Below are 20,757 nucleotides of genomic sequence, written 5' to 3'. Positions count from 1 at the left end.
AAAAGCACCCCGGACATAAGTTCGGGGTGCTTATCTCATGTATCCACTACCTAAATTCAGGTGGAATCCGCCGAGCGACCCCGGTAATGATAGCCGCTTCAATCACGGCATGTCTCACCTTGGCAACCACCTGCTCGTTAAAAATGCTCGGAATGATATACTGCTCGTTTAATTCCGACTTCGATACGACAGAAGCGATAGCTCTTGCCGCAGCAAGCTTCATCGGCTCGTTAATCGTTCTTGCCTGGCAGTCCAGCGCCCCCCTAAAAATACCTGGGAAAACAAGGACATTATTGATTTGATTCGGGTAATCGCTGCGTCCCGTCGCATACACCTTTACATAAGGCAGAGCTTCCTCCGGCGTGATCTCGGGATTAGGATTGGCCATGGCAAACACGATGCTTTGCGGCGCCATGCGCTTAATATCCGCTGCACTAAGCAGCCCGCCTCTGGAGACTCCGATAAATACATCCGCGTCGGCGATCAAATCCTTCAAGCTCCCTTGCTGGCTCTCGACCTCAGACTGGTCTGCCAGCCACTGCCACATCGGCTGCGAGTAGCTGCCGCCTCGTACAATAGCCCCTTCGACATCGATAGGCACAAGCCGCTTAACTCCAGCACCCAGCAGCATTTTGCAGATGGAGACGCCGGCCGCACCAATCCCGTTGACCACCACGCGGACTTGATCCATCCTTTTCCCGACGACCTTCAAAGCATTAATTAATCCCGCCACAACAACGACGGCTGTGCCATGCTGATCATCATGAAAAACAGGAATATCCAGCTCCTCCATCAGTCTTTTTTCAATTTCAAAGCATCTCGGAGAACCGATGTCTTCCAGGTTGATCCCACCGAAAATAGGACTGATCGCCTTGATCGTGCGGATAATTTCGTCCGTGTCCGTTGTATTCAGGCAAATCGGAAACGCGTCTACCCCGCCAAACTGTTTAAACAGCATCGCTTTGCCTTCCATCACAGGCGCTGCGGCATAAGGACCAATATCCCCCAAGCCTAGTACAGCCGTTCCGTCAGTGACCACGGCGACCGTATTTCTTTTGATAGTTAAGGAGTAAGCTTTGGATGCATCCTCATGAATGGCCGAGCAAATCCGGGCAACGCCCGGCGTATACACCCGGGACAAATCATCCCTGTTTTTCACGGGGATTTTGGACTCTACCGAAATTTTGCCGCCGATATGGGCAAGGAAGGTACGATCCGAAACATGAATGATCCGAACCCCTTCGATTGCTTTTAACGAATCGATCACTTGAGTCTCCTGCGAATCCCGCACTTCAATCGTAATGTCCCGGATGGATGAGGCTTCGCCCGAGCGAATGACATCGATGGAAAAAATGTCTCCGCCGGCATTGCCTATTGCCGTTGCTGCATCCCCAAAGGAAACGCCTGTTAATTCTAACCTAACCACGATATTATTATAAGCCATCACTTTACTCCTGTTCATTCGAACTCAGTCGAATTTATTAAGAACTTTGCCTTCCGCAGGCCTCGTCCGAGACGATTTGGGTTTCAGATTGACCATGCCAATACTAATCCCGATAAAAATCAATCCAAGCCATAAATACAATGTAAAGGACTCATGTAAAAACAGCATCCCTGCCAAAACCGACACAATCGGTACGAGAAAAGTATACGAGGTGACGACGCTGGCTTCACCCGAACGGACAAGCGTAAAGTACAAAATCCACGAACCGGCTACGCCCAATATGCCGCTATATCCCATCCCGGCCCAATATACCGGACTCCATTGAATCGCACTCCACGGTTCTACCCATAAGCCTGCGAGGATTAAAATGATGCCGCCCACCATACATTGCATTGCGGCCAGCCACATGAAATGAACGACCGAGCTGACCTTTTTCACGTAGACGGTACCTAATGCCCAGCTCACCGAAGTGCCTATTCCCAAGATCACTCCTAGACCGGACATGTGCCCGGCCTCTCCTCTCGTGCTTATCGCTGCAACACCGAGAATGCCGAAGCCGAGTCCTATCGCTTTTACCACCGACATCTGCTCCCCGAGCCAAATCCAGGCGAACAAAGCAACCAGAACGGGCTGCAAATAAACAAGTACTGAGAAAAGTCCGGACGACATTATTTTCAAGCCGTAGGTCTGCAAACCAAAAAACAAAACAACATTAAGTAAAGAAGAAATAATATACACATGCTTGTGCCGCTTCCATTGGATGTGTTGACGCTTGGGAAGCAGGAACATAACAAGAAAAATCGCGCCTGTTAACGTCCGCATCCCGGCAAACAGCAGGGGCGGCGTGTACTGCAGCATCATTTTATTAATAGGAAACGACACGCCCCATAGGAGGACAAGCGCTGCAATCAGAATCATTTGCCGAATCGGTGATAATTGCTTCAAAACGAACGGTTCCTTCCTTGACAAACTATTAGGCGCGACGGATCGGTGCCGGCACCGCTTCAGGCGGAATCATAGATTGGTACGTCTCGCCACCCAGCTGTTCTTTATGCTCAGCCTTCGCTTGCTCGATAATTTCCGGGTGCAGCATCGCCTCAATGGCGGATGAAGCAAGGACTTTGCCGGCCAGAAGCATTCCCTTGTGGGCAATAGATGAAGTGCCTTGGGAAACCATCTGCCAGCTGTGCGGCGGGGTCCCGTAAGCGCAGGTCGTGACATACACTTGTCCTGTCGGAACGATCCAGCTGACATCGCCTACGTCTGTAGAGCCTGCGAGAAACCCGGGCTCAGGATTATAAGCATTGACATCTACAGAGAGCACCTTGCCGTTGGCTTTGTGAACGGGCTTCATCTCCACCTCCGAGAAGCTGGCTTGAATCGATTGGGCAAAGCGGAGTTCATCCTCAGTATACGTCTCCCCTCCGATTTGCATAAATTGTTTATGCATCATCGAACCGAGCGTAATATTAGGAATCAAGTCCGCCGAAGCCGCATCGAACTGCGATTCCATTTGCGTCCCGGTCATTAAAGCGGCGCCACGGGCGATATCGACCACGCGGGCGAGAATTTCACGAACCTGATCCATTTTAGGGGCGCGAATTTTATATAAAACCTCTGCTTCCGCCTGAACAACGTTCGGAGCATAACCGCCGGTATTCGTAATGGCATAATGAAGTCTTGCGTCTTGAATGATATGCTCCCGCAGGAAGTTGGCCCCCACGTTCATCAATTCCACCGCATCCAATGCACTGCGGCCTAATTCAGGGCTTGCTGCTGCATGAGAGCTGATCCCTTTAAATTTAAAATAAACTTGGCATGTCGCGAGCATTCTAGCATTATACGCGAGATTCTCGTCCCAAGGATGCCAGGTGAAAGCCACATCGACATCCTGGAATAGACCGGCGCGGGCCATGAACGCTTTGCCTCCGCCGCCTTCCTCCGCAGGGCAACCGTAATAGCGTACCGTTCCCTTCAGTCCGTGCTGCTCCATGTAATGACGAACGGCAATAGCGGCCGCAAGCGAACCCGTGCCTAACAGATTGTGTCCGCAGCCATGGCCATTCCCGCCTTCCTGTACAGGCTGCTTCACTGCTGCATTGGCTTGCTGGCTCAACCCGGACAAGGCGTCGAATTCTCCCAAAATGGCAATCACGGGTTTACCCGTGCCATAAGTACCGACCACAGCCGTCTGCATCCCCCCGGCGCTGCGTTCAACCGTAAATCCCTCGTCCTCGAGCGTTTTGGCCATGATCTCCACAGATTGATATTCTTCATACCGGGTCTCGCAAAATCCCCAAATGCTGTCGCTCACCTTGATAAGCTTCTGTTTTTTCTGTTCGATAATTGTTGAAAGCTGTTCATGGATATTCATGCAGTTCACTCCATATCTAGTAATATTTTTCCCGATATCCCCGGTTCCGTCATTTGGTAAGGGTCCAAAATCAGATCGAGTTCTTCTTCCGTCAGTACGTTGTACAGTAGACAGAGCTCACGAACGGATTTCCCCGTGAGGATGGCCTCCCGCGCAATGCGCGCAGCCGTTTCGTAGCCTAGATGGGGATTCAATGCGGTCAATACGCCTACGCTGTTGTCTACATATTCCTTGCATTGTTGTTCATTGGCTTCGATGCCATCCAAGCAATGCGTCCGGAATACTTGAAATACCTGGTTCATTAACGATTGCAGCAGGTTAAACATGAGTACCGGTTCCATGACGTTCAGCTCCAGCTGCCCGGCTTCCGACGCCATAGAAATCGTCAGGTCGTTACCGATGACTTGAAAAGCAACCTGGTTCACGACTTCACACATAACAGGATTGACCTTGCCGGGCATGATCGAAGAGCCGGGCTGCCGGGCAGGCAGCGTAATTTCGCCCAAGCCTGTTCTCGGCCCAGAGGCCATCAATCGCAAATCGTTCGCGACCTTGGACATGTTCAGCATACAACCTTTTAGAGCCGAAGAAACCTCGGTGTACACATCTGTATTTTGAGTCGCATCCGGTAAATGCTCGGCATTTTTAAGCGGGAGCCCGCTAATCCTGACTAATATTTCGACGACGTTCCGAATATATTGAGGGTCCGCATTGAGTCCTGTGCCGACAGCGGTGGCACCCAGGTTCACCTCATACAAGTGCTCACGGGTCCGTTGAATACGAAGGATATCTCTTGCGAGCATTCGGCCGTACGCTTCAAATTCCTGGCCCAGGCGAATAGGAACGGCATCCTGCAGGTGGGTACGTCCCATTTTAATGACGGAATCAAACTGCTTGGCTTTTGATAAAAACGATTCGTGCAGCTGCTTCATGGTGAGCAGCAGCTTATCAATCAAAGACAAGGCGGCAAGATGAAGCGCAGTCGGAAAGGTGTCATTGGTCGATTGAGCCATGTTGACATGCGTATTCGGGCTTAGGGTATAGTAATCCCCTTTGGCGCTGCCCAGGATTTCGATCGCCCGGTTGGCAATCACTTCATTGGCGTTCATATTAATGGAGGTTCCGGCGCCTCCCTGAATGGGATCGACGATAAATTGATCATGCCATTTGCCGGAAATGATCTCGGACGCGGCTTCTACAATCGCATTCCCCAGACGCGGATTCAGCTGCTTCATGTCCATATTGGCCAGCGCAGCCGCCTTTTTGACCATCGCCATCGCAACAATCAGCTCTTGATGAAGGGTATATCCTGTAATCGGGAAATTTTCTACCGCCCTCATCGTTTGGATCCCATAGTAAGCGTGAAGCGGTACTTCCTTCTCGCCGAGAAAATCCTTCTCCATTCTCACTTGTCCTTTAAACATCAGCTATCTCCTTGTTCGTTGGAACGCTTTTTTTCGTGTTAATCGTGAATCCCGCAAAGAGCATCACAATACAGGAAGCAACAAGAAACATGAACGCAATATTGTAATTGTCGCCGGTTGAACTGATTAAATAGCCCATAATGGTAGGGGATAGAATGGAGCCAACCTGGGCGCCTGCATTGATGATCCCCGTTGCCGTACCGACGGAGTCTTTGGCCATATGCTTTAGCGGCATAATAAAAACGGTAATGCTGACCGGATTGAGGAAAACATTCGTTAGTGTTAAATACGTGAAAGCGAGAGGCACCGAGCTGGCATTAAACATCAAGTAGATGAAAATAGCTGACAGTAACGCCCCACCGATAATGATCACTTTCTCTTTTCCAAGCATATACTTGTCCAACACCCAGCCGCTGACCAGGAAAGAAACAAAGCCTAGAATCGCCGGAATCGAGGAGTAGACGCCCATCGAAACCATGCTTAAGCCTTTTACTTTGACCCAGTAGGAGGGTAGCCAGCTTTGCAAGCCCCAGAATACGACGTTCGCAAAAAAGTAAACGACGAGCAGCTTCCATACCATCGATGTTTTTAAGATCGTTTTGACCGGAACCTTATTCACTTGCTTCTCCTGCCGCTCTTGCTCCGTCTCCACTCTTTTCTCTGACGATTTGAGGACGAACCAAACCAGTATAGCTATTAAAAATCCTATAACGGCAAGCGCATAAAACATGATTCTCCAGCCCACCGACGCTGTCATCGTGGCAATGACAATAGATCCTATCGCAATGCCTACCGAGCTGCCGGATTGGACTACAGACTTGGCCCTTGCCCGTTGTTCCTTTGGAAACGTATTGGCTATGGCTACGGAGCTTGCTGTGGGAAAAGACCCTTCCCCGGCCCCAACCATAATACGGGAAGCCATAAGGCTGAAGAAAGAGTTCGCAAATCCCGTAATGCCTGTAAAAATCGACCAGGTGAATATGGCCCCGGACAATACTTTGCTCGCGCCGAATTTATCGGCCAAATAACCGCCCACAAGCTGCATTAGGGCATAGCTCAGGAAAAAGCTGCTTAGGATGAGACCCGCTTTATCAGGTGTCAGCTGAAGATCCTTCGTAATCGGAATGATGGCAACGTTGATGGAAACTTTATCAAAATAACCTACAATCCATGCTAAAAATAAAACAAGTAGAATGGCATACTTTTTCTTATTGGTGATATCCTGCCTCATCCTAATCACTCCAATTTGGAATAGTATAGAGCTTCTCAATACCCTGCTGATGATCTCTTCAAACCTCGCTTTCTACGTTCCGCTGCTCCCCCTCTTATCTCTATTGTCATATTTACTAACATAAGCGTGGAAAAATGGATTCAAAATCGATATGTTCAACGCTTAATAAATATTTTATACTATATTCAAATATTATCTATGTAGCTTATTAACAATAAGAATATAAAATAGTGTACGTTTACACAACAAAGGAGTAAACTGGCATGAAATACCTTACATCATTGGAGTCATTCATCTTTCATAAGTTTGGCCGAATTGCTTATCAAATTTGGTATGGACACCCCCATTCGTTGGAAAAGGTATGGTCTGATGGGGTCATGCTCGAAATGCAAACGCATCCAAATCCAATAAGCAAAAAGCAGCAATATGCTTATACGTATCAACCCAACATTGCTCACATGAACGTTACATTCGGGGATGATATCCAACTGGTTGTTTATTTGGAGAAACCCGGCACTACATTAACCGATACCGAGCAAGAGGTTTTGTATTTACTTTGCCGTGACTTCTATCTTCAAATGAACTTACAAACGAAGGACATGGAATTGGACAAAATGATTGAGGGGATCGGGTCGCTGACTTCTACGCTGGATCTGAATAAGCTGCTTCAACAAATTATCCGAAGCGCTCTGACAGTCATCTCCGCAGGCGACGCGGGAATTTTTCGACTGTACGATGAGTCAAGCTCTTTACTGATTCCCCTTGCGTCATTTGGCTTTGACGATTCCATTACACACTATAAAACGAGGAGCGGCGAGGCCATTTCCGGCAAAGTATTTTCTGACGGGGTTCCGAGGTTGTATCAATCCAGACAAGAAATGGAGGCCGATTATACGAACATTTCACAGCAAAATGCCAGCTTTGTCCAACAAAGTGAGAAGGCCAACGCCCTGATTATTGTTCCCGTTTCCTCGGGTTCTACACGTATAGGCACGTTAACGCTTTTGCAATTTCACAAGAAAAGAAATTTCACCGATCGGGACATCAGGCTATTGCAAGGCTTTGCTTCGCAGGTTGCGATTGCCATTCATAACGCAAAGCTGTATGAGGAAACGAATTTGCGTTTGCAGCAGGTGACGGCATTGAGCAAGAAATTAGAAGAGAACAATCTTCTGTTACAAAAACGAATCAATGTCCATGATACGTTGACCCAGCTGTCGCTAAAAAATAGAGGCATCCAAAAAATGATTCACGAAATCAATTTGATCCTCGGAATGCCGGTGGCGTATATTGATTTCCTTGATAATGCCATGTATAAAGAGCATGATAATGAACGGCCGATGAGCTTTGATATGATTTCCGAATTGTTCGCCAATCAGCAGCAGCTCTCACCATTAACGATGAAACTATCCAGTCAGGATTATTTCCTGTATCCCATTACTGTCGGTAAAGTGCTGCTGGGCTGTATTCTCGTGACCGTTTCTCATCCGCTCTCACCGATGGATATTATTACAGTTGAACAGAGCGGTTCCGTGCTTGCACTTGAAATTGTCAAAAAAATATCTGTCACCGAGCTGCAGTACAAGAAAACAGATGATTTTTTCAACCAGATCTTGAACATTCAAAATCATGAACAGATCATTGCAAGAGGAAGGCAGTTCAACCTTACGTTTTCGTCCTATTCCTTTATCGTGCTTTGTGAAATTCCTGAGTTGTCCGAGCCCTATGAGGTTGAAGCCAAGATTCAACGATTCATTTCGCGGGTAAACCATGAGCTCGTTCATATCAATAAATTAGTGTATGGGGATTATAATAAAATTAAGCTTCTCATTTCCGTTCGTGATCTGCACGAGGTCGATAAAACGATTTATCATATTTCAACCATCATGAAAGAATGGGAGAAGACCGACCAGCATGTAGTGCGTGGAGGAATCGGTTCAGCCTATCAAGATTTGGAGGATATTATCAAGAGTTACAACGAAGCGAATAAGACTGTAGCTTTCGCAAAGAGCAGGAATAAATACGGCTTGATGCGATATGAAGAAATAGGGATTAATCGTTTTTTTCTTAATCAACCCATGCAAGAAATCGAGAAATATATTCATGAAATCTTTGCACCGCTGCGGACAGACAAAACCCAAAACAAAGAATTAGAAAAAACTTTGATGCTGTACATTTCTTCAAATCAATCTGCTGTTGAAACCGCCAAAAAGCTTCATATTCATATCAATTCCCTTTATCAGCGCATCAAGAGAATTGAGGATTTGCTTCATCTTAGCCTGGACGACCCTGAAGATGTACTAAAGATTCAGCTTGCATGTCATTTGAAAAATACATTCAAATAACACGAAAAACGGAGCCGCGAATCCGCGTTGCTCCGTTTTTCGTAATAAATGCTCTCTTATTCGATTTTGGAAGCCACATACGCCAGATCGGTAATATCAATCTTATTGTCGCTGTTCATATCAGCCATCCTGGCTGTTGCCCAGTCTGCGCCTGTGGAGTCCTTACCGTAATAGTAAGCTACCATCGCAAGGTCACCAACATCGACGGATCCATCCTTGTTCAGATCTGCCGACACTTCCTTAATCACGGCCGCCTTGAAGGTATCGACTGCGCTGGCCAGTGCGGCAGTGGCGCTATCTACCTGAGACTGCGTCGCGCTCGAGCTGTCTTTAACCGCTTTGGCTGTGTTGATCGCTACACCAAGGGCATCCTTGGCTGCCTGCGGATATTGTCCCGGCAGTGTGCCCACAACAGCTGCGTCATACAGGCTCTGTGCATTCGTAATGGCTGTTGTCAAAGCCGTCTTGTCAACAATCACATCAATCTTGCCTACAGCAATGCTCTTGCTGTCAAGCGCCGCCTGAATGACGGTTCCTTCAGGGGCTACGCCCAACTTCGCCAAGGTCTCTGCAATCGTTCCGGTCGTGTTCTGTACGCCTGCCTTCACTTTGAAGGTCAGATTCAGCACCGGTGTGCTCGTTCCGGATACCCCACCAATATTTGCGGTGATCAGTCTCACCTTGCCTGCTGTCGCTTTGTCCTCTGTCACGATCTGAATGTTGTTATTTGCCCCTGCTGCACTTACATAATCAAATACGTTGGCGTCATAGGTCAATGTGAGGTCTTGGGCATACACATTTTGCGCCAAGTTGTTCAGGCTCACGCCGACGGTAAAGCTTGCGCCCGGCTTTACGCTGCTGTCAGCTGAAAGCGCAGCTGCGGGCTTTTGTGCTACAACGACTCTGGCCCCCGCCCAATCCCCATGATCATATGCGTTCCCATCCCCGCCATCGGCTACAACGAGCTTGAGGCTTTGAACACCTTTGATACTGAAATTAGCCGTTGCTGTAGGCGTTGTGGCTGTCATGAGACCGCTCTCCCAGAGCTTGGTTCCATCTCCAAACACCTGAAAGATAATACTTCCCTGATTAACCTCATCATCAATTCCTACATCCGATATAAAAGTTTCATATTTGCCCTCAAGATTGTAGGTGATTTCGCTTCGTGCATTGGTACCTAAGCCCTTGTTGTATTGAACCCCATTCAGAGTGAGGATTTTACCGTCATTTGCAGCCTGTTCTGCGACGGACATATCCTTCTCTACCGGTCCCCAGCCATTCGTTGCTGAGGCATACGGTAAGTCGCTCAAATAGACGCTGCCGCTCGAAGGATTGACGATCACCTTATAATTCCCTTGCTGCTGCTTTGTGCTCTCCCCGTCTTTGTAGCTTACGGTTACACCCACATTTTGGAGCCCTACTGTAGTAGATGGAGCTGTAATATTCCAGCTTGCGGTTACCGATTGCCCCACTGCAATGTGATCAAAACTGCTGACGGAAGCTGACACGGCTGACCAGCCATTAGGAACCTGCAGGCTTACAGCAGTATTTTCAACGTTCTTGACACCGCTGTTATTGATGGTGATTGTATATTGAACCGCTTTACCGGCCTCCAAATTTACATTGGAAGCTGCCGGTGCGATATCCAAGGAAGCGGGCAAATCCGCTAAGGCTGCCGCGCTTACTCTGAACATAGCCGTTCCATGGGAAGGAACGTCCGCACTAATGGTTCCCAAAGAGCCCTTGCTCTGATGCTCCCACAAGTCTCTCACAAGGTATCCCTCCGAAACGGGAAGTCCGACGTCCTTAGCTGCAACGCTTATTTTGGTCGTCTGTGCCCCCCGATTTAACAAGGCGACTGCCTTGTCACCGTTCGCAAGCGGTTTCACAAAGATTTCGCTATCCCCATTGTCTATCACCTTTGTGCCTTGTACGCCAAGCCGATCTTGATCTACGGCGATGATTTCCTTATTCAGCAAAATCGCTTTCGTTTCCGGTGACATGTTAGCAATATCATTCCCGGCAATCAGCGGAGCCGCCATGATACTCCAGATGCCGAACTGCGTACGGTACTCGTCGGTCGTGCTCCCGCCATTGCCTACTTCAAGCATATCCGGGTCATTCCAACCGTGAGGTCCTGCACTGCTCGCATATTTGTTATTTTCATCAATCGCATTAATAATTCCCTTAAACCAGTTGGTTCCAGTGTCCCATTTATCCGTAATATCGCCGCCGGTTCTCCACAAATTCCCGGTTCTCGGTCCCCATTCCCATGGCGATTGTTCACCCCAGTTGCAAATACTAAAAACAATGTTTCTCCCGCTTTTCGCAAGCGCATCCCGGAATTCCCCATACCAAGTAGCCGCATCAGGCTTCGGACCTGTATTTAATATACTTCCATTGGGATCGACATAGCACCAATCCACTTTAACGTAATCGATGCCCCAATCGGCATACGTTTGTGCATCCAGCTCGTAATATCCCCGACTGCCCGGACGGCCCGCACAAGTCTTAAACCCGACATCGGTATAAAGTCCAAGCTTTAGACCTTTGGAGTGCACATAATCTGCCAGGGCTTTCATTCCGCTCGGGAACCGCGCAGGATCGGCCACAATTTTGCCAGAAGCGTCCCGCGAGGTTTGCCAGCAGTCGTCAAGGTTCACATATTGATAACCGGCATCCTTCATACCGCTGGATACCATGGCATCCGCCATTTGTTTAATCAACGTTTCACTTACATTGCAACCAAACCGGTTCCAGCTGTTCCATCCCATTGGCGGAGTTTCAGCCAAACCGTTATCCAATGCATTCGCAGGCGAAGAGGGCATTAAGAAATATACGCTGACCATAAGGAACAGAGTGACAATCGACCATGCTTTTCTCACGATTATTTAACCTCCATATTTGGAATTAAATCCTTTAAGGAACGGAGGGAGACTCCTGTCTCCCCCTGTTGCAGCTAACAAGAGAATCACTTACTCGAGGATCTTGGATGCCACGTACGCAAGGTCTGTAATATCGATCTTATGATCGCTGTTCATATCAGCCAATTTAGCGGTTGCCCAGTCTACGCTTGCTGAATCCTTACCGTAATAGTAAGCAGCCATCGCAAGGTCACCAACGTCAATGACTCCATCCTTGTTCAGGTCGGCGGAGACTTCCTTGATCACGGCCGCCTTGAAGGTATCGACTGCACTACCTAGTGCAGCTGCGGCACTATCGACCTGGGACTGTGTCGCATTTGGATTGTCTTTTACCGCTTTCGCTGCGTTAATCGCTACTCCGAGAGCATCTTTGGCTGCCTGCGGGTATTGTCCCGGCAATGTGCCCACGATGGCTGCATCATAATGGCTCTGTGCATTCGTAATGGCTGATGTCAATGCGGTCTTGTCGACAACGTCATCCCCCTTGCCTACGGCAATGCTCTTGCTGCCAAGTGCCGCCTGGAGCACCGTTCCCTCAGGTGCAACCCCGAGCTTCACCTGAGTAGTTGAGACGTTTCCGGTCGTGTTCTCAACGCCGGCCTTCACCTTGAAGGTCAGATTCAGCACCGGCGTGCTGGCTCCGGTTACCCCTCCAATATTAGCGGCGATGAGTCGCACTTTTCCGGCAGTCGTTTTGTCCTCGGATACGATTTGGATATTGTTGTTTGCCCCTGCCGCACTCACATAGTCAAATACGTTGGCATCATAGGTCAAGGTGAGGTCCTGGGCATACACACTTTGTGTTACGCTGTTCAGACTCACGCCCACATTAAAGCTGCTGCCCGGCTTCACGCTGCTGTCTGCAGAAATCGCTGCGGTGGCTTCTTGCGCTTGTTTATTCAAGCTTACGGAATAAGATTTTTCGCTTACTCCATCCTCGGCTACCACTCTTACGTTCAAAGTCGTCGTGTCCGATGGCAAAGCTACTTTCCTTTCTACGATATCATCAATTAAGACATTATCTACATAGACCAAAGCATTTGCATTTTCAGGAGTGAATTTAACTAAAGCGTCTGTTGAATTCGGAGGAACAGACACGGAATAACGATTATCCGTTAAGACGGCCGACGTTCCCCCCACCGTAACGCCCTGAAGATTCGTGCTGTTGTTATAATCTTTCAAAATGGACACCGTACCGAATAATCTGCCAACGTAGCTTGAACCTCGATTGGCAAACTTTACGGTGACTTTCGATTTGCCCGCGATCAAATTTGCCGGAATTTGATATCTTACATCATAAAATTGATCGGGGGTTTTGGCTGCAATCGTTTCTTCTTTGATGAGCGTACCGTCCACATATATGTTAAAGGTTCTTCCTTTATCCCCGCTATAGTACCGAGTGGCGATATAATTCGTTACGGAAGGATCGACGGCCATGTCATAACTAAGCCAGGCCGCACCCGTAGACCCTGCCCAAGCTTGACGATACTGTTCCCCGCCATAAGAGCCTCCTCCTGTATTTCCTTGCAGGTTATGTGCCAATTCGTGCTGGTCATTCGTGATCTGTACTTCATCGATCTTGGCGATAGCCTTTTTCGCTGCAGTCTTTCTACTCAGTATATTTTTCTGGAAGGTCGGGGAATCCAAAGCGGATAAATAGTAGTAAATCCCGTATCTTTCCTTATACAGTGAATAATAAGGCGTAAATTTCAAATGATTGTCTTCATCCGTATTCCGCAAAGTGAATTCCAGCTTACCCTCCGTCTTCACCAGATTGTTTTTGACATTGTTCATCCAATCAAGAACCGTGCCATCTTTTATTAGAATGTAGTCCTTAAAAGTAACACCCGCGGGCAAATTGGCTTTCTGTGAAGCCAGATGCGGAATCGCGATCATTTGCTCGGTTCCAAGTCCGGCGCTCAACACTAGCGGGCCATAAGTAAAGGCTGCCGCCTCAGGGTTATCCTTAAGCGCAGATATTTGTACTTCTAAAGGGAGCTTGATTTCAACGACATCCCCCTTCTTCCATACGCGGTTGATATCTAAATAGCCGTTGGCTGCCTCCACATTCAAGGGGGCTCCGTTTATCGTCACGACTGCTTTTTGACCTTGTGCGATCCACTCAGGCGATCTGAATTTGATCGTAACCGCCTCGGAAGGTGCCGCATTAATTGTAAATGATGCCTTATCAGTTTGAGGAATATCCGTTTGCTGAGTTAATTGAAGGCCCTTTTCGGCCCAGTTCAATGTTGAGCTCAAGTACATGTTGACATAAAGCTCTTGGTCAGTGTGAAAATAAACACTGTCGTCCAGCTTCGTGAAATTCTCCATACCGCTTCCAGTATCACACCAGAAACTATCGAACTCTGTAGAAAATACTTTGAAATATCCTGTACCCATCGGTTTAAAGTAGGCACTCATCCCGTTCTCCGGATTAATGGAGGACATAATCTCGTTTTGCAATGTCTTCTCATAATAATTTGCATACTTGATGTCTCCCGTAAGCCTGAACAACTCTCTGGTGAGCTTCAGCATGTTGTATGAATTACAAGTTTCGTCATTGATGTTATTTCTGTAATTATCCAGCTGCCCCGGCTCTCTAAAGTGCTCGTTTTCACTATTACCACCGGTTACGTAGGTATGGTCGTTAACTACCATCTCCCAAAAATTTTCCGCTGCTTTTAAGTAGAACGACTCTGCTGCGCCTAAGGTGCGGTACCGATTCAATGCGCCAATAAACTTAGGAATTTGGGTATTGGCATGCTTATTCGCCAAGATGTCTTGACCATTCACGATGGGGGTAAATAAGGAATCTTCGTCAAACATATGGGCAGCCGTTAAATGGTTCTGGTTATTGGTGTATTTATACAGTTCGTACAATGCGTCGTTGATACCGCCATATTCTACATTCAATACTCTTGTATGCGTTGAGTCATCCCATGTTTGCGTTCGGTTATAGGTCCAATCTCCCAGCTTGCTTGCAATCTGCAAGGCGTCTCCGTTGCCTTCGTATTTATACACATCGACGAGTCCGGTAATAATTTTGTGCATGGTATACCAGGGGACCCAGCTTTGCCCTTCGATCTTCCCTTCAATCACATCAAAATGCGTTTCCGGTGTTGCAAAAACATACCCTTTGCTGCTCGCATTTTGACATGCCTTCAACTCACTAATAATGTAATCGATTTTGCTCTTTACTTGCGCATTCAGTGTCGGATTATTTTTCGTTTGCTTGTATGCCTGGGATAACGCTGTCATATAATGACCCAGCGTATGCCCTCTAAGATAGCTCCAGCTGCCTTCCCAGCCGTTGTACAGCTCTGCTTTCTTAGGCAAGCCTGCTACGGTTCTGAAGCCTGACAACAGTCGATCCGGATCAAGCTTTAATAAATATTCAACATCTTTATTGAACGCATTCACATAAAAAGGGTCTGTCACATCGACCTGCTCCATGTCAAAGTTTTTGACCTTGGCAGCATCGCCTACATATTTGCTTGTTTTCACGACGACAGAAAAATCCTTCGTTAACGTAACTGAACCGTACGTGATGGTGGCCCGGATGGCAACAGGAGTATCTACCCCGGGATCTGTGATTATCCCTGTATTGGAAACAACGTTAGGATTTGAGGTGCTCCATGAAATTGTACTTCCGTTTATTCCTTTTATCGGAAACGTAAGATTGCCTCTCGTTGTCTCCGGCAAAACGATGGCATCTTTGTCCTGCTGCGCAATGATCGTTTCGTCTATTACGCCGCCTTCTGCTTTATAAACGCTTCGGACGGCTTCGTCTGTCGCTGCCACGCTGTAAATTTTGAATTCATCCACGTTCAGTTTGGAGTAACCTCCGCCATAAAGGGGGGAGTTAAAGCCTAAATACTTATGGTCTGTATTGTTCGCAACAATGCTGCCGCCCTGCTTGTTATAAGAAACCTTTTGAGCAATACCGTTGCGGTAAATGGCCACATTTTTTGTAGCACTGTCGTAGGTGACCGCAATATGCGTCCACTCACCAACCGGAAAAAATGTATTTCGGTCCCCAGTCACATACGATTCCTGTACGCTTGTGCCCGTGGAGAGCTTCAAGGGAACGGTATCACTCAGGATGCTTAAATACCATCCTTCTCCCGACCAATTACCACTTGGCTTGTTCCACATGATCATATGTTCGCCTGTTAACTTGGAATCTGGTTTCACCCAAAAGGAAACCGTGAGATTTTGCGGCTGTAATGCCGATGACGTTCCCAAATCAATATAATTATTCGTGCCGTTGAGCTGTAACGCTTTCCCGACTTTACCCTCAACATAATTTGCGGTGCCATTTAATGTCCCTTGGATCCCATTACTCGAGGCATCGGCAATATTTTTTTCAAACTTTAGCTCCAATTGCTTAGAAGCATCCAATGCTGCTGCAGAGGCCGGAATCGTGAAGCCATATAAGCCTGACATCAGATTAGCCAATAAACTTAACGATACGATTTTAGAAACCGTTTTCCTCTTCGACTTTTTACTGCCTTTTAGCAGTTTCATTGACATTTCTCCTTTTTTTCTTACCCGAGAATTTTGGATGCCACAAACGCAAGATCCATAATATCGATCTTATTGTCACTGTTCATATCAGCCGCCTTAGCAGCAGCCCACTCTGTGCTTGCGGATCCCTTACCGTAATAGTAGGCAACGATTGCAAGGTCTCCGACATCGATACTTCCGTCCTTGTTGAGATCTGCTGACACTTCCTTAATAACGGCCGCCTTGAAGGTATCAATCGCGCCGTCCAGTGCGGTTACGGCACTATCGATCTGGGACTGGGTCGCGCCCTGATTGTCTTTTACAGCTTTAGCTATGTTGATGGCAACCCCGAATGCGTTTTTGGCTGCCTGCGGGTATTGACCCGGCAGTGTCCCAACGACGGCTGCGCCATACAGGCTCTCTGCATTTGTAATGGCTGTTATCAAAACTGTCCTGTCTACACCTACAACGACTTCAATAATCTTGGATGCAACATACGCTAGATCCATAATATCGATCTTATGATCGCTGTTCATATCCGCCGCCTTGGCTGTTGCCCAGTCTGCACTTGTGGAATCCTTGCCGTAATAGTAAGCTGCCATTGCAAGGTCACCGACATCGACGACTCCATCCTTGTTCAGATCTGCAGACACTTCCTTAATAACATCCGCCTTGAAGGTATCTATTGCACTGTTCAGTGCGGTTACGGCGCTATCAACCTGGGACTGGGTCGCACTTTGGTTGTCTTTTACAGCTTTGGCTGCGTTGATAGCAACTCCGAATGCATCTTTGGCTGCCTGCGGGTATTGACCTGGCAGTGTCCCAACGACTGCAGCGTCATATAAGCTCTGTGCATTTGTAATGGCTGCTATTAAAGCTGTCTTATCTACAACCACTTCAATACTGCCTACAGCAATGCTCTTACTGCCAAGCGCCGCTTGAAGCACGCTTCCTTCAGGGGCCACACCCAGCTTGGCCTGGGAGGCTGCAATCGTTCCGGTCGTATTCTGAACACCGGACTTGACCTTGAAGGTTAGATTCATCACCGGCGTGCTGGCTCCAGTTATCCCTCCGATATTGACGGCAATGAGTCTAACCTTGCCCGCAGTCGCTTTGTCCTCCGTCACGATCTGGGTGCTGTTGTTTGCACCTGCCGCACTCGCATAGTCAAATACGTTGGCATCGTAGGTCAAAGTGATGTCCTGGGCATAAACACTTTTTGTCACGCTGTTCAGGCTAACGGTGACGGCAAAGCTGCTTCTAGGCTTCACACTGTTGTCTGCTGATAGTACGGCTGTAGGTACTTTGGGCTCATCTGTATTTAAAATGTTGAACGTTGCATCCTGTTTATCTGTCTCGCTGCTGCTTGATGAATAAGGATGCACCCTTAATTGGGAACTATCCGGATCAGACTGCCGGATATGCAGGGTTGGATCGGAAAAGGACTGGAAAGATACCCCGTTTGAATCTGCCAATCCCGGCACTTTTTTAAAAGTCGCATTATTTTTAAAACCTGCGGAATCGTCATTTTTTGCCAAAGTGACCTTATTTCCATAAACAGTCAAATAAAATCCAGGCTTGTTTACCACTTGTATGGATACCATATCCAATGTTGCTTCATCAGCCAAGCCAGGTAGTATCTCCCACTTGAAGGGCATTAGATCCTCCTGCTTGCTATCCAATCTGGTATCATAATCTGCAAATCTCACAAATTTATCTTGATAACGACTGGATTGAATGAACGATGCCACACCGGTAAGTCCTGTTGAAGTAATATAGGATGGTTTAATTGTCCCATCGGCGTTATAATATAATCTTTCTACACTTACAGAACGTCTGGTCTGTCCACCGGTCGGTAACGCAGAATTATGATAGAATAAATAGGATTGACCGTTAAATTCGATGACAGCCGGATGAGATGTATCGGAATTGATGGTTCCTGTCCCGCCATTGGGTTCAGAATTCGCACCTAGAATGACTCCTTTATACTGCCAGGGTCCAGTAGGACTGTCGGACATTGCATAAGCAATTTTTTGCGGCAAAGCCTGTGGAAAGATCAAGTAGAATTTATTGTTATGCTTATAAAGCCATGGTCCCTCATCGTATATCCCGCCAGTAAGACCGTTAATGGGGACATTTGTAAAAATATCCGCACCTTCAGTAATTTGACCGTCGCCATTTAGATCCTTGATGGAAATCATATCCTCATTGAGAAGCGCATAATGCAATTTACCATTGCCCCAGTATAAATAGGCTTGCCCATCATCATCGATATATACTGTAGGGTCAATATCTTCAAAGCTGGACAGTGTCCCCCCTGTAGTAATCGCATTATCAAATAATGGCGCGCCTTTCGCATCTACAAACGGACCGGTGGGGCTGTTAGATACCGCAACTCCGACTGTGTAGCCCTGGTTGTTGGGTCTTCCTGAGGTCGAATACAAATAATATTTGCCATTTCTCTTGATTACCTGAGATGCCCATGCTGTACCACTGGTTGCCCAACTGAAATCGGTACTTTTCATCACTACGCCTTCATATTTCCAATTCACCATATCCTTTGTGGAGAAGCATACCCATTCATTGATGCTAAACCATCCGCCAAGAGAAGCTTGATCATGGCCGGCATAAACGTAGACAGTATCACCATCTACCAACGCAGCCGGATCTGCGGTAAATATTCGATTTCCGTTATGATCCGTTTTAAAAATCGGGTTATAGCTAGTAAAATTCATCGTATAGCCATCCGGTAGAATACTGATTGTAAATGTTCTGTTTGCTGATACGTTACCTTTGGCGATGGTTGCTGTCAAAGGTACTACTGCAACAGGCTGACCTTGGGCAGGCCTTGTTACCTTTCCGTCATTTCCAAGGTATGCTGTATTGCTAGATTGCCAGGTAATAGCGGTTCCATTGTAGCTGCTTGGTAATTTAATATCGCCCGTCACTATGGTTTTACCAATGCTCAAATTGGCTTTTGCCGCAGCTACAATTTGAGCAGCATCAATTGAACTATTATACAATTCAGATACCTTAACCGAAGTCAAAGCTGTTGAGTATATCCTGAAGTCGTCCACCTGACCTCCGAAGTACGGATCGGCATAAAAGGATTTTCCTATATATCCTGTATAATCCTTACTTGCATCATACAAATCTGAGGGTTTGATTGTTATGTTGGTATTCGTTGCTACTGCAGCTCCATCAACATATAGAACACTTGTCTTTGTCGTCGAATCGATGGTGACAGCTAAGTGTTTCCATACTCCCGTTTGTAAAGCGTCCGTATCATCAACGCTCTGTTCAGCGCCTCCATTTTTAATTGCTGCGTGCAGCTTCCCGTTCCATAATTTTGGCGATAAAAACTCATATTGGGATGAATCCACTCCAAGGGCATAGAGCCATTGGTTCGAACTGCCCCCGCTCCATTTGACCCATGCTGCAATGGTTATATTGTTCAGTCCGTTTAAAACACCGTTAGGGATTTTAACATAAGGAGCTGTAGTTGAGCTGGATGTACCTCCCGTCATTACATAGCTTTTACCATCCACGCCGGTATCCCAGGTCGTTGCGTTGACAAATGTACCGTTGAAACCGTTGCCCGACGAATCCACCACCGTAGTTCCGCTTGCCTCATCAAACTTATACCATAGTTTGAGGTATGGGTCTGCAGCAGCTTGCACTGTCGGTGCCATACCCGCAAACAAGCTTATCCATATGGCTAGAGCCATAGCTAGAGAGACCATTTTTTTAAATTTGCTCATTTTTTTGAACTCCTTTTTTAAACTGAGCAGATATACCCCTTATTCCAGTACGCCCTATCCCAATGATGATCTTTAACTCTCGGGATAGGGCGCCTACAATTCAGTTTTCACGCAACATGCATGGTGAGTACTCCCACAATGAGCGTTAGATTACTTATTGAAGTATCTTGGATGCAACATATGCCAGATCTGTAATATCAATTTTATTATCGTTATTCATATCGGCAATCTTGGCTGTTGCCCAGTCTGTACCATTGGAATCCTTGCCGTAATAGTAAGCAGCCATCGCAAGGTCACCGACATCGATGCTTCCATCCTTGTTAAGGTCCGCCGACACTTCTTTAATCACGGCTGCCTTAAAGGTATCAACTGCGCTGGCCAGTGCTGCTGTCGCACTGTCGACCTGAGACTGCGTCGCGCTTGAGCTGTCTTTTACCGCTTTGGCTGCGTTGATCGCAACACCAAGGGCATCTTTGGCTGCCTGCGGGTATTGTCCCGGCAGTGTGCCCACAACGGCTGCGTCGTACAGACCTTGTGCATTCGTGATGGCCGTTGTCAACGCGGTCTTGTCGACAACCACTTCAATCTTGCCTACAGCAATGCTCTTACTGCTAAGCTCCGCCTGAATGACCGTTCCTTCTGGAGCTACGCCAAGCTTCGCCTGAGTGGTCGCAATCGTTCCGGCCGTGTTCTGAACGCCGGCCTTCACCTTGAAGGTCAGATTCAGCACCGGTGTGCTGGTTCCGGA

The 20,757-nt window shown here is 47.4% G+C and carries 10 protein-coding genes; 1 reads left to right on the top strand and 9 read right to left on the bottom strand.

Going from position 1 to position 20,757, the window contains the following annotated elements; translation table 11 throughout:
* Positions 1–46 precede the first annotated feature (46 nt).
* From CF651_RS19900 to CF651_RS19880, 5 genes are read right to left on the bottom strand one after another with little or no spacing between them, the layout of a single operon-like run.
* A complete protein-coding gene (locus CF651_RS19900) occupies positions 47–1,444 on the bottom strand; it encodes an NAD-dependent malic enzyme (RefSeq protein ID WP_094016627.1) in 1,398 nt (465 codons plus the stop codon).
* Positions 1,445–1,468: 24 nt separating this feature from the next.
* Positions 1,469–2,389 (bottom strand): DMT family transporter, encoded by a 921-nt coding sequence (locus tag CF651_RS19895; RefSeq protein ID WP_094016626.1) that lies wholly within the window; start codon positions 2,387–2,389, stop codon positions 1,469–1,471.
* 28 nt (positions 2,390–2,417) lie between these two features.
* Positions 2,418–3,818, bottom strand: a complete 1,401-nt coding sequence (locus CF651_RS19890; protein WP_094016625.1) for a M20 family metallopeptidase — start codon at positions 3,816–3,818, stop codon at positions 2,418–2,420.
* 5 nt (positions 3,819–3,823) lie between these two features.
* Complete coding sequence (gene aspA / locus CF651_RS19885; protein ID WP_094016624.1) at positions 3,824–5,242, bottom strand: aspartate ammonia-lyase; 1,419 nt, start codon at positions 5,240–5,242, stop codon at positions 3,824–3,826.
* Positions 5,235–6,473 carry an MFS transporter gene (locus tag CF651_RS19880; protein WP_094016623.1) on the bottom strand — a complete coding sequence of 413 codons (1,239 nt, stop codon included), beginning with the start codon at positions 6,471–6,473 and terminating at the stop codon, positions 5,235–5,237. The genes aspA and CF651_RS19880 overlap by 8 nt, the downstream gene beginning before the upstream one ends.
* Positions 6,474–6,736: 263 nt before the next feature.
* Between CF651_RS19880 and CF651_RS19875 the strand changes: the two genes are divergently transcribed.
* Positions 6,737–8,818 (top strand): helix-turn-helix domain-containing protein, encoded by a 2,082-nt coding sequence (locus CF651_RS19875; protein WP_094016622.1) that lies wholly within the window; start codon positions 6,737–6,739, stop codon positions 8,816–8,818.
* A 56-nt stretch (positions 8,819–8,874) separates the two neighbouring features.
* On the opposite strand, the gene CF651_RS19870 is transcribed toward CF651_RS19875, so the two are convergent.
* The 4 genes from CF651_RS19870 to CF651_RS32400 all read right to left on the bottom strand — a co-directional run.
* Positions 8,875–11,703, bottom strand: a complete 2,829-nt coding sequence (locus CF651_RS19870; RefSeq protein WP_094016621.1) for an NPCBM/NEW2 domain-containing protein — start codon at positions 11,701–11,703, stop codon at positions 8,875–8,877.
* Between the two features lie 90 nt (positions 11,704–11,793).
* Positions 11,794–16,269: a beta-L-arabinofuranosidase domain-containing protein gene (locus CF651_RS19865; RefSeq protein ID WP_179232897.1), complete on the bottom strand. Its 4,476-nt coding sequence runs from the start codon at positions 16,267–16,269 to the stop codon at positions 11,794–11,796.
* A 20-nt stretch (positions 16,270–16,289) separates the two neighbouring features.
* Positions 16,290–20,009: a family 43 glycosylhydrolase gene (locus tag CF651_RS19860; RefSeq protein WP_094016619.1), complete on the bottom strand. Its 3,720-nt coding sequence runs from the start codon at positions 20,007–20,009 to the stop codon at positions 16,290–16,292.
* Positions 20,010–20,163: 154 nt separating this feature from the next.
* A partial coding sequence (locus CF651_RS32400; protein WP_245856054.1) for a dockerin type I domain-containing protein occupies positions 20,164–20,757 on the bottom strand: 594 nt, incomplete at its 5' end.

Origin of the sequence: Paenibacillus rigui, assembly GCF_002234615.1 — a bacterium.
GTDB lineage: Bacteria > Bacillota > Bacilli > Paenibacillales > NBRC-103111 > Paenibacillus_S > Paenibacillus_S rigui.
Note: the sequence above shows the minus strand (reverse complement) of the source record. Positions and strands in the feature narration are given on the sequence as shown.

What these genes read in the sequence shown, in the direction of transcription:
- CF651_RS19900 (WP_094016627.1), bottom strand. Translation starts at nt 1,444, where the DNA reads ATGGCTTATAATAATATCGTGGTTAGGTTAGAATTAACAGGCGTTTCC.
- CF651_RS19890 (WP_094016625.1), bottom strand. Translation starts at nt 3,818, where the DNA reads ATGAATATCCATGAACAGCTTTCAACAATTATCGAACAGAAAAAACAG.
- aspA (WP_094016624.1), bottom strand. Translation starts at nt 5,242, where the DNA reads ATGTTTAAAGGACAAGTGAGAATGGAGAAGGATTTTCTCGGCGAGAAG.
- CF651_RS19880 (WP_094016623.1), bottom strand. Translation starts at nt 6,473, where the DNA reads ATGAGGCAGGATATCACCAATAAGAAAAAGTATGCCATTCTACTTGTT.
- CF651_RS19875 (WP_094016622.1), top strand. Translation starts at nt 6,737, where the DNA reads ATGAAATACCTTACATCATTGGAGTCATTCATCTTTCATAAGTTTGGC.
- CF651_RS19865 (WP_179232897.1), bottom strand. Translation starts at nt 16,269, where the DNA reads ATGAAACTGCTAAAAGGCAGTAAAAAGTCGAAGAGGAAAACGGTTTCT.
- CF651_RS19860 (WP_094016619.1), bottom strand. Translation starts at nt 20,009, where the DNA reads ATGAGCAAATTTAAAAAAATGGTCTCTCTAGCTATGGCTCTAGCCATA.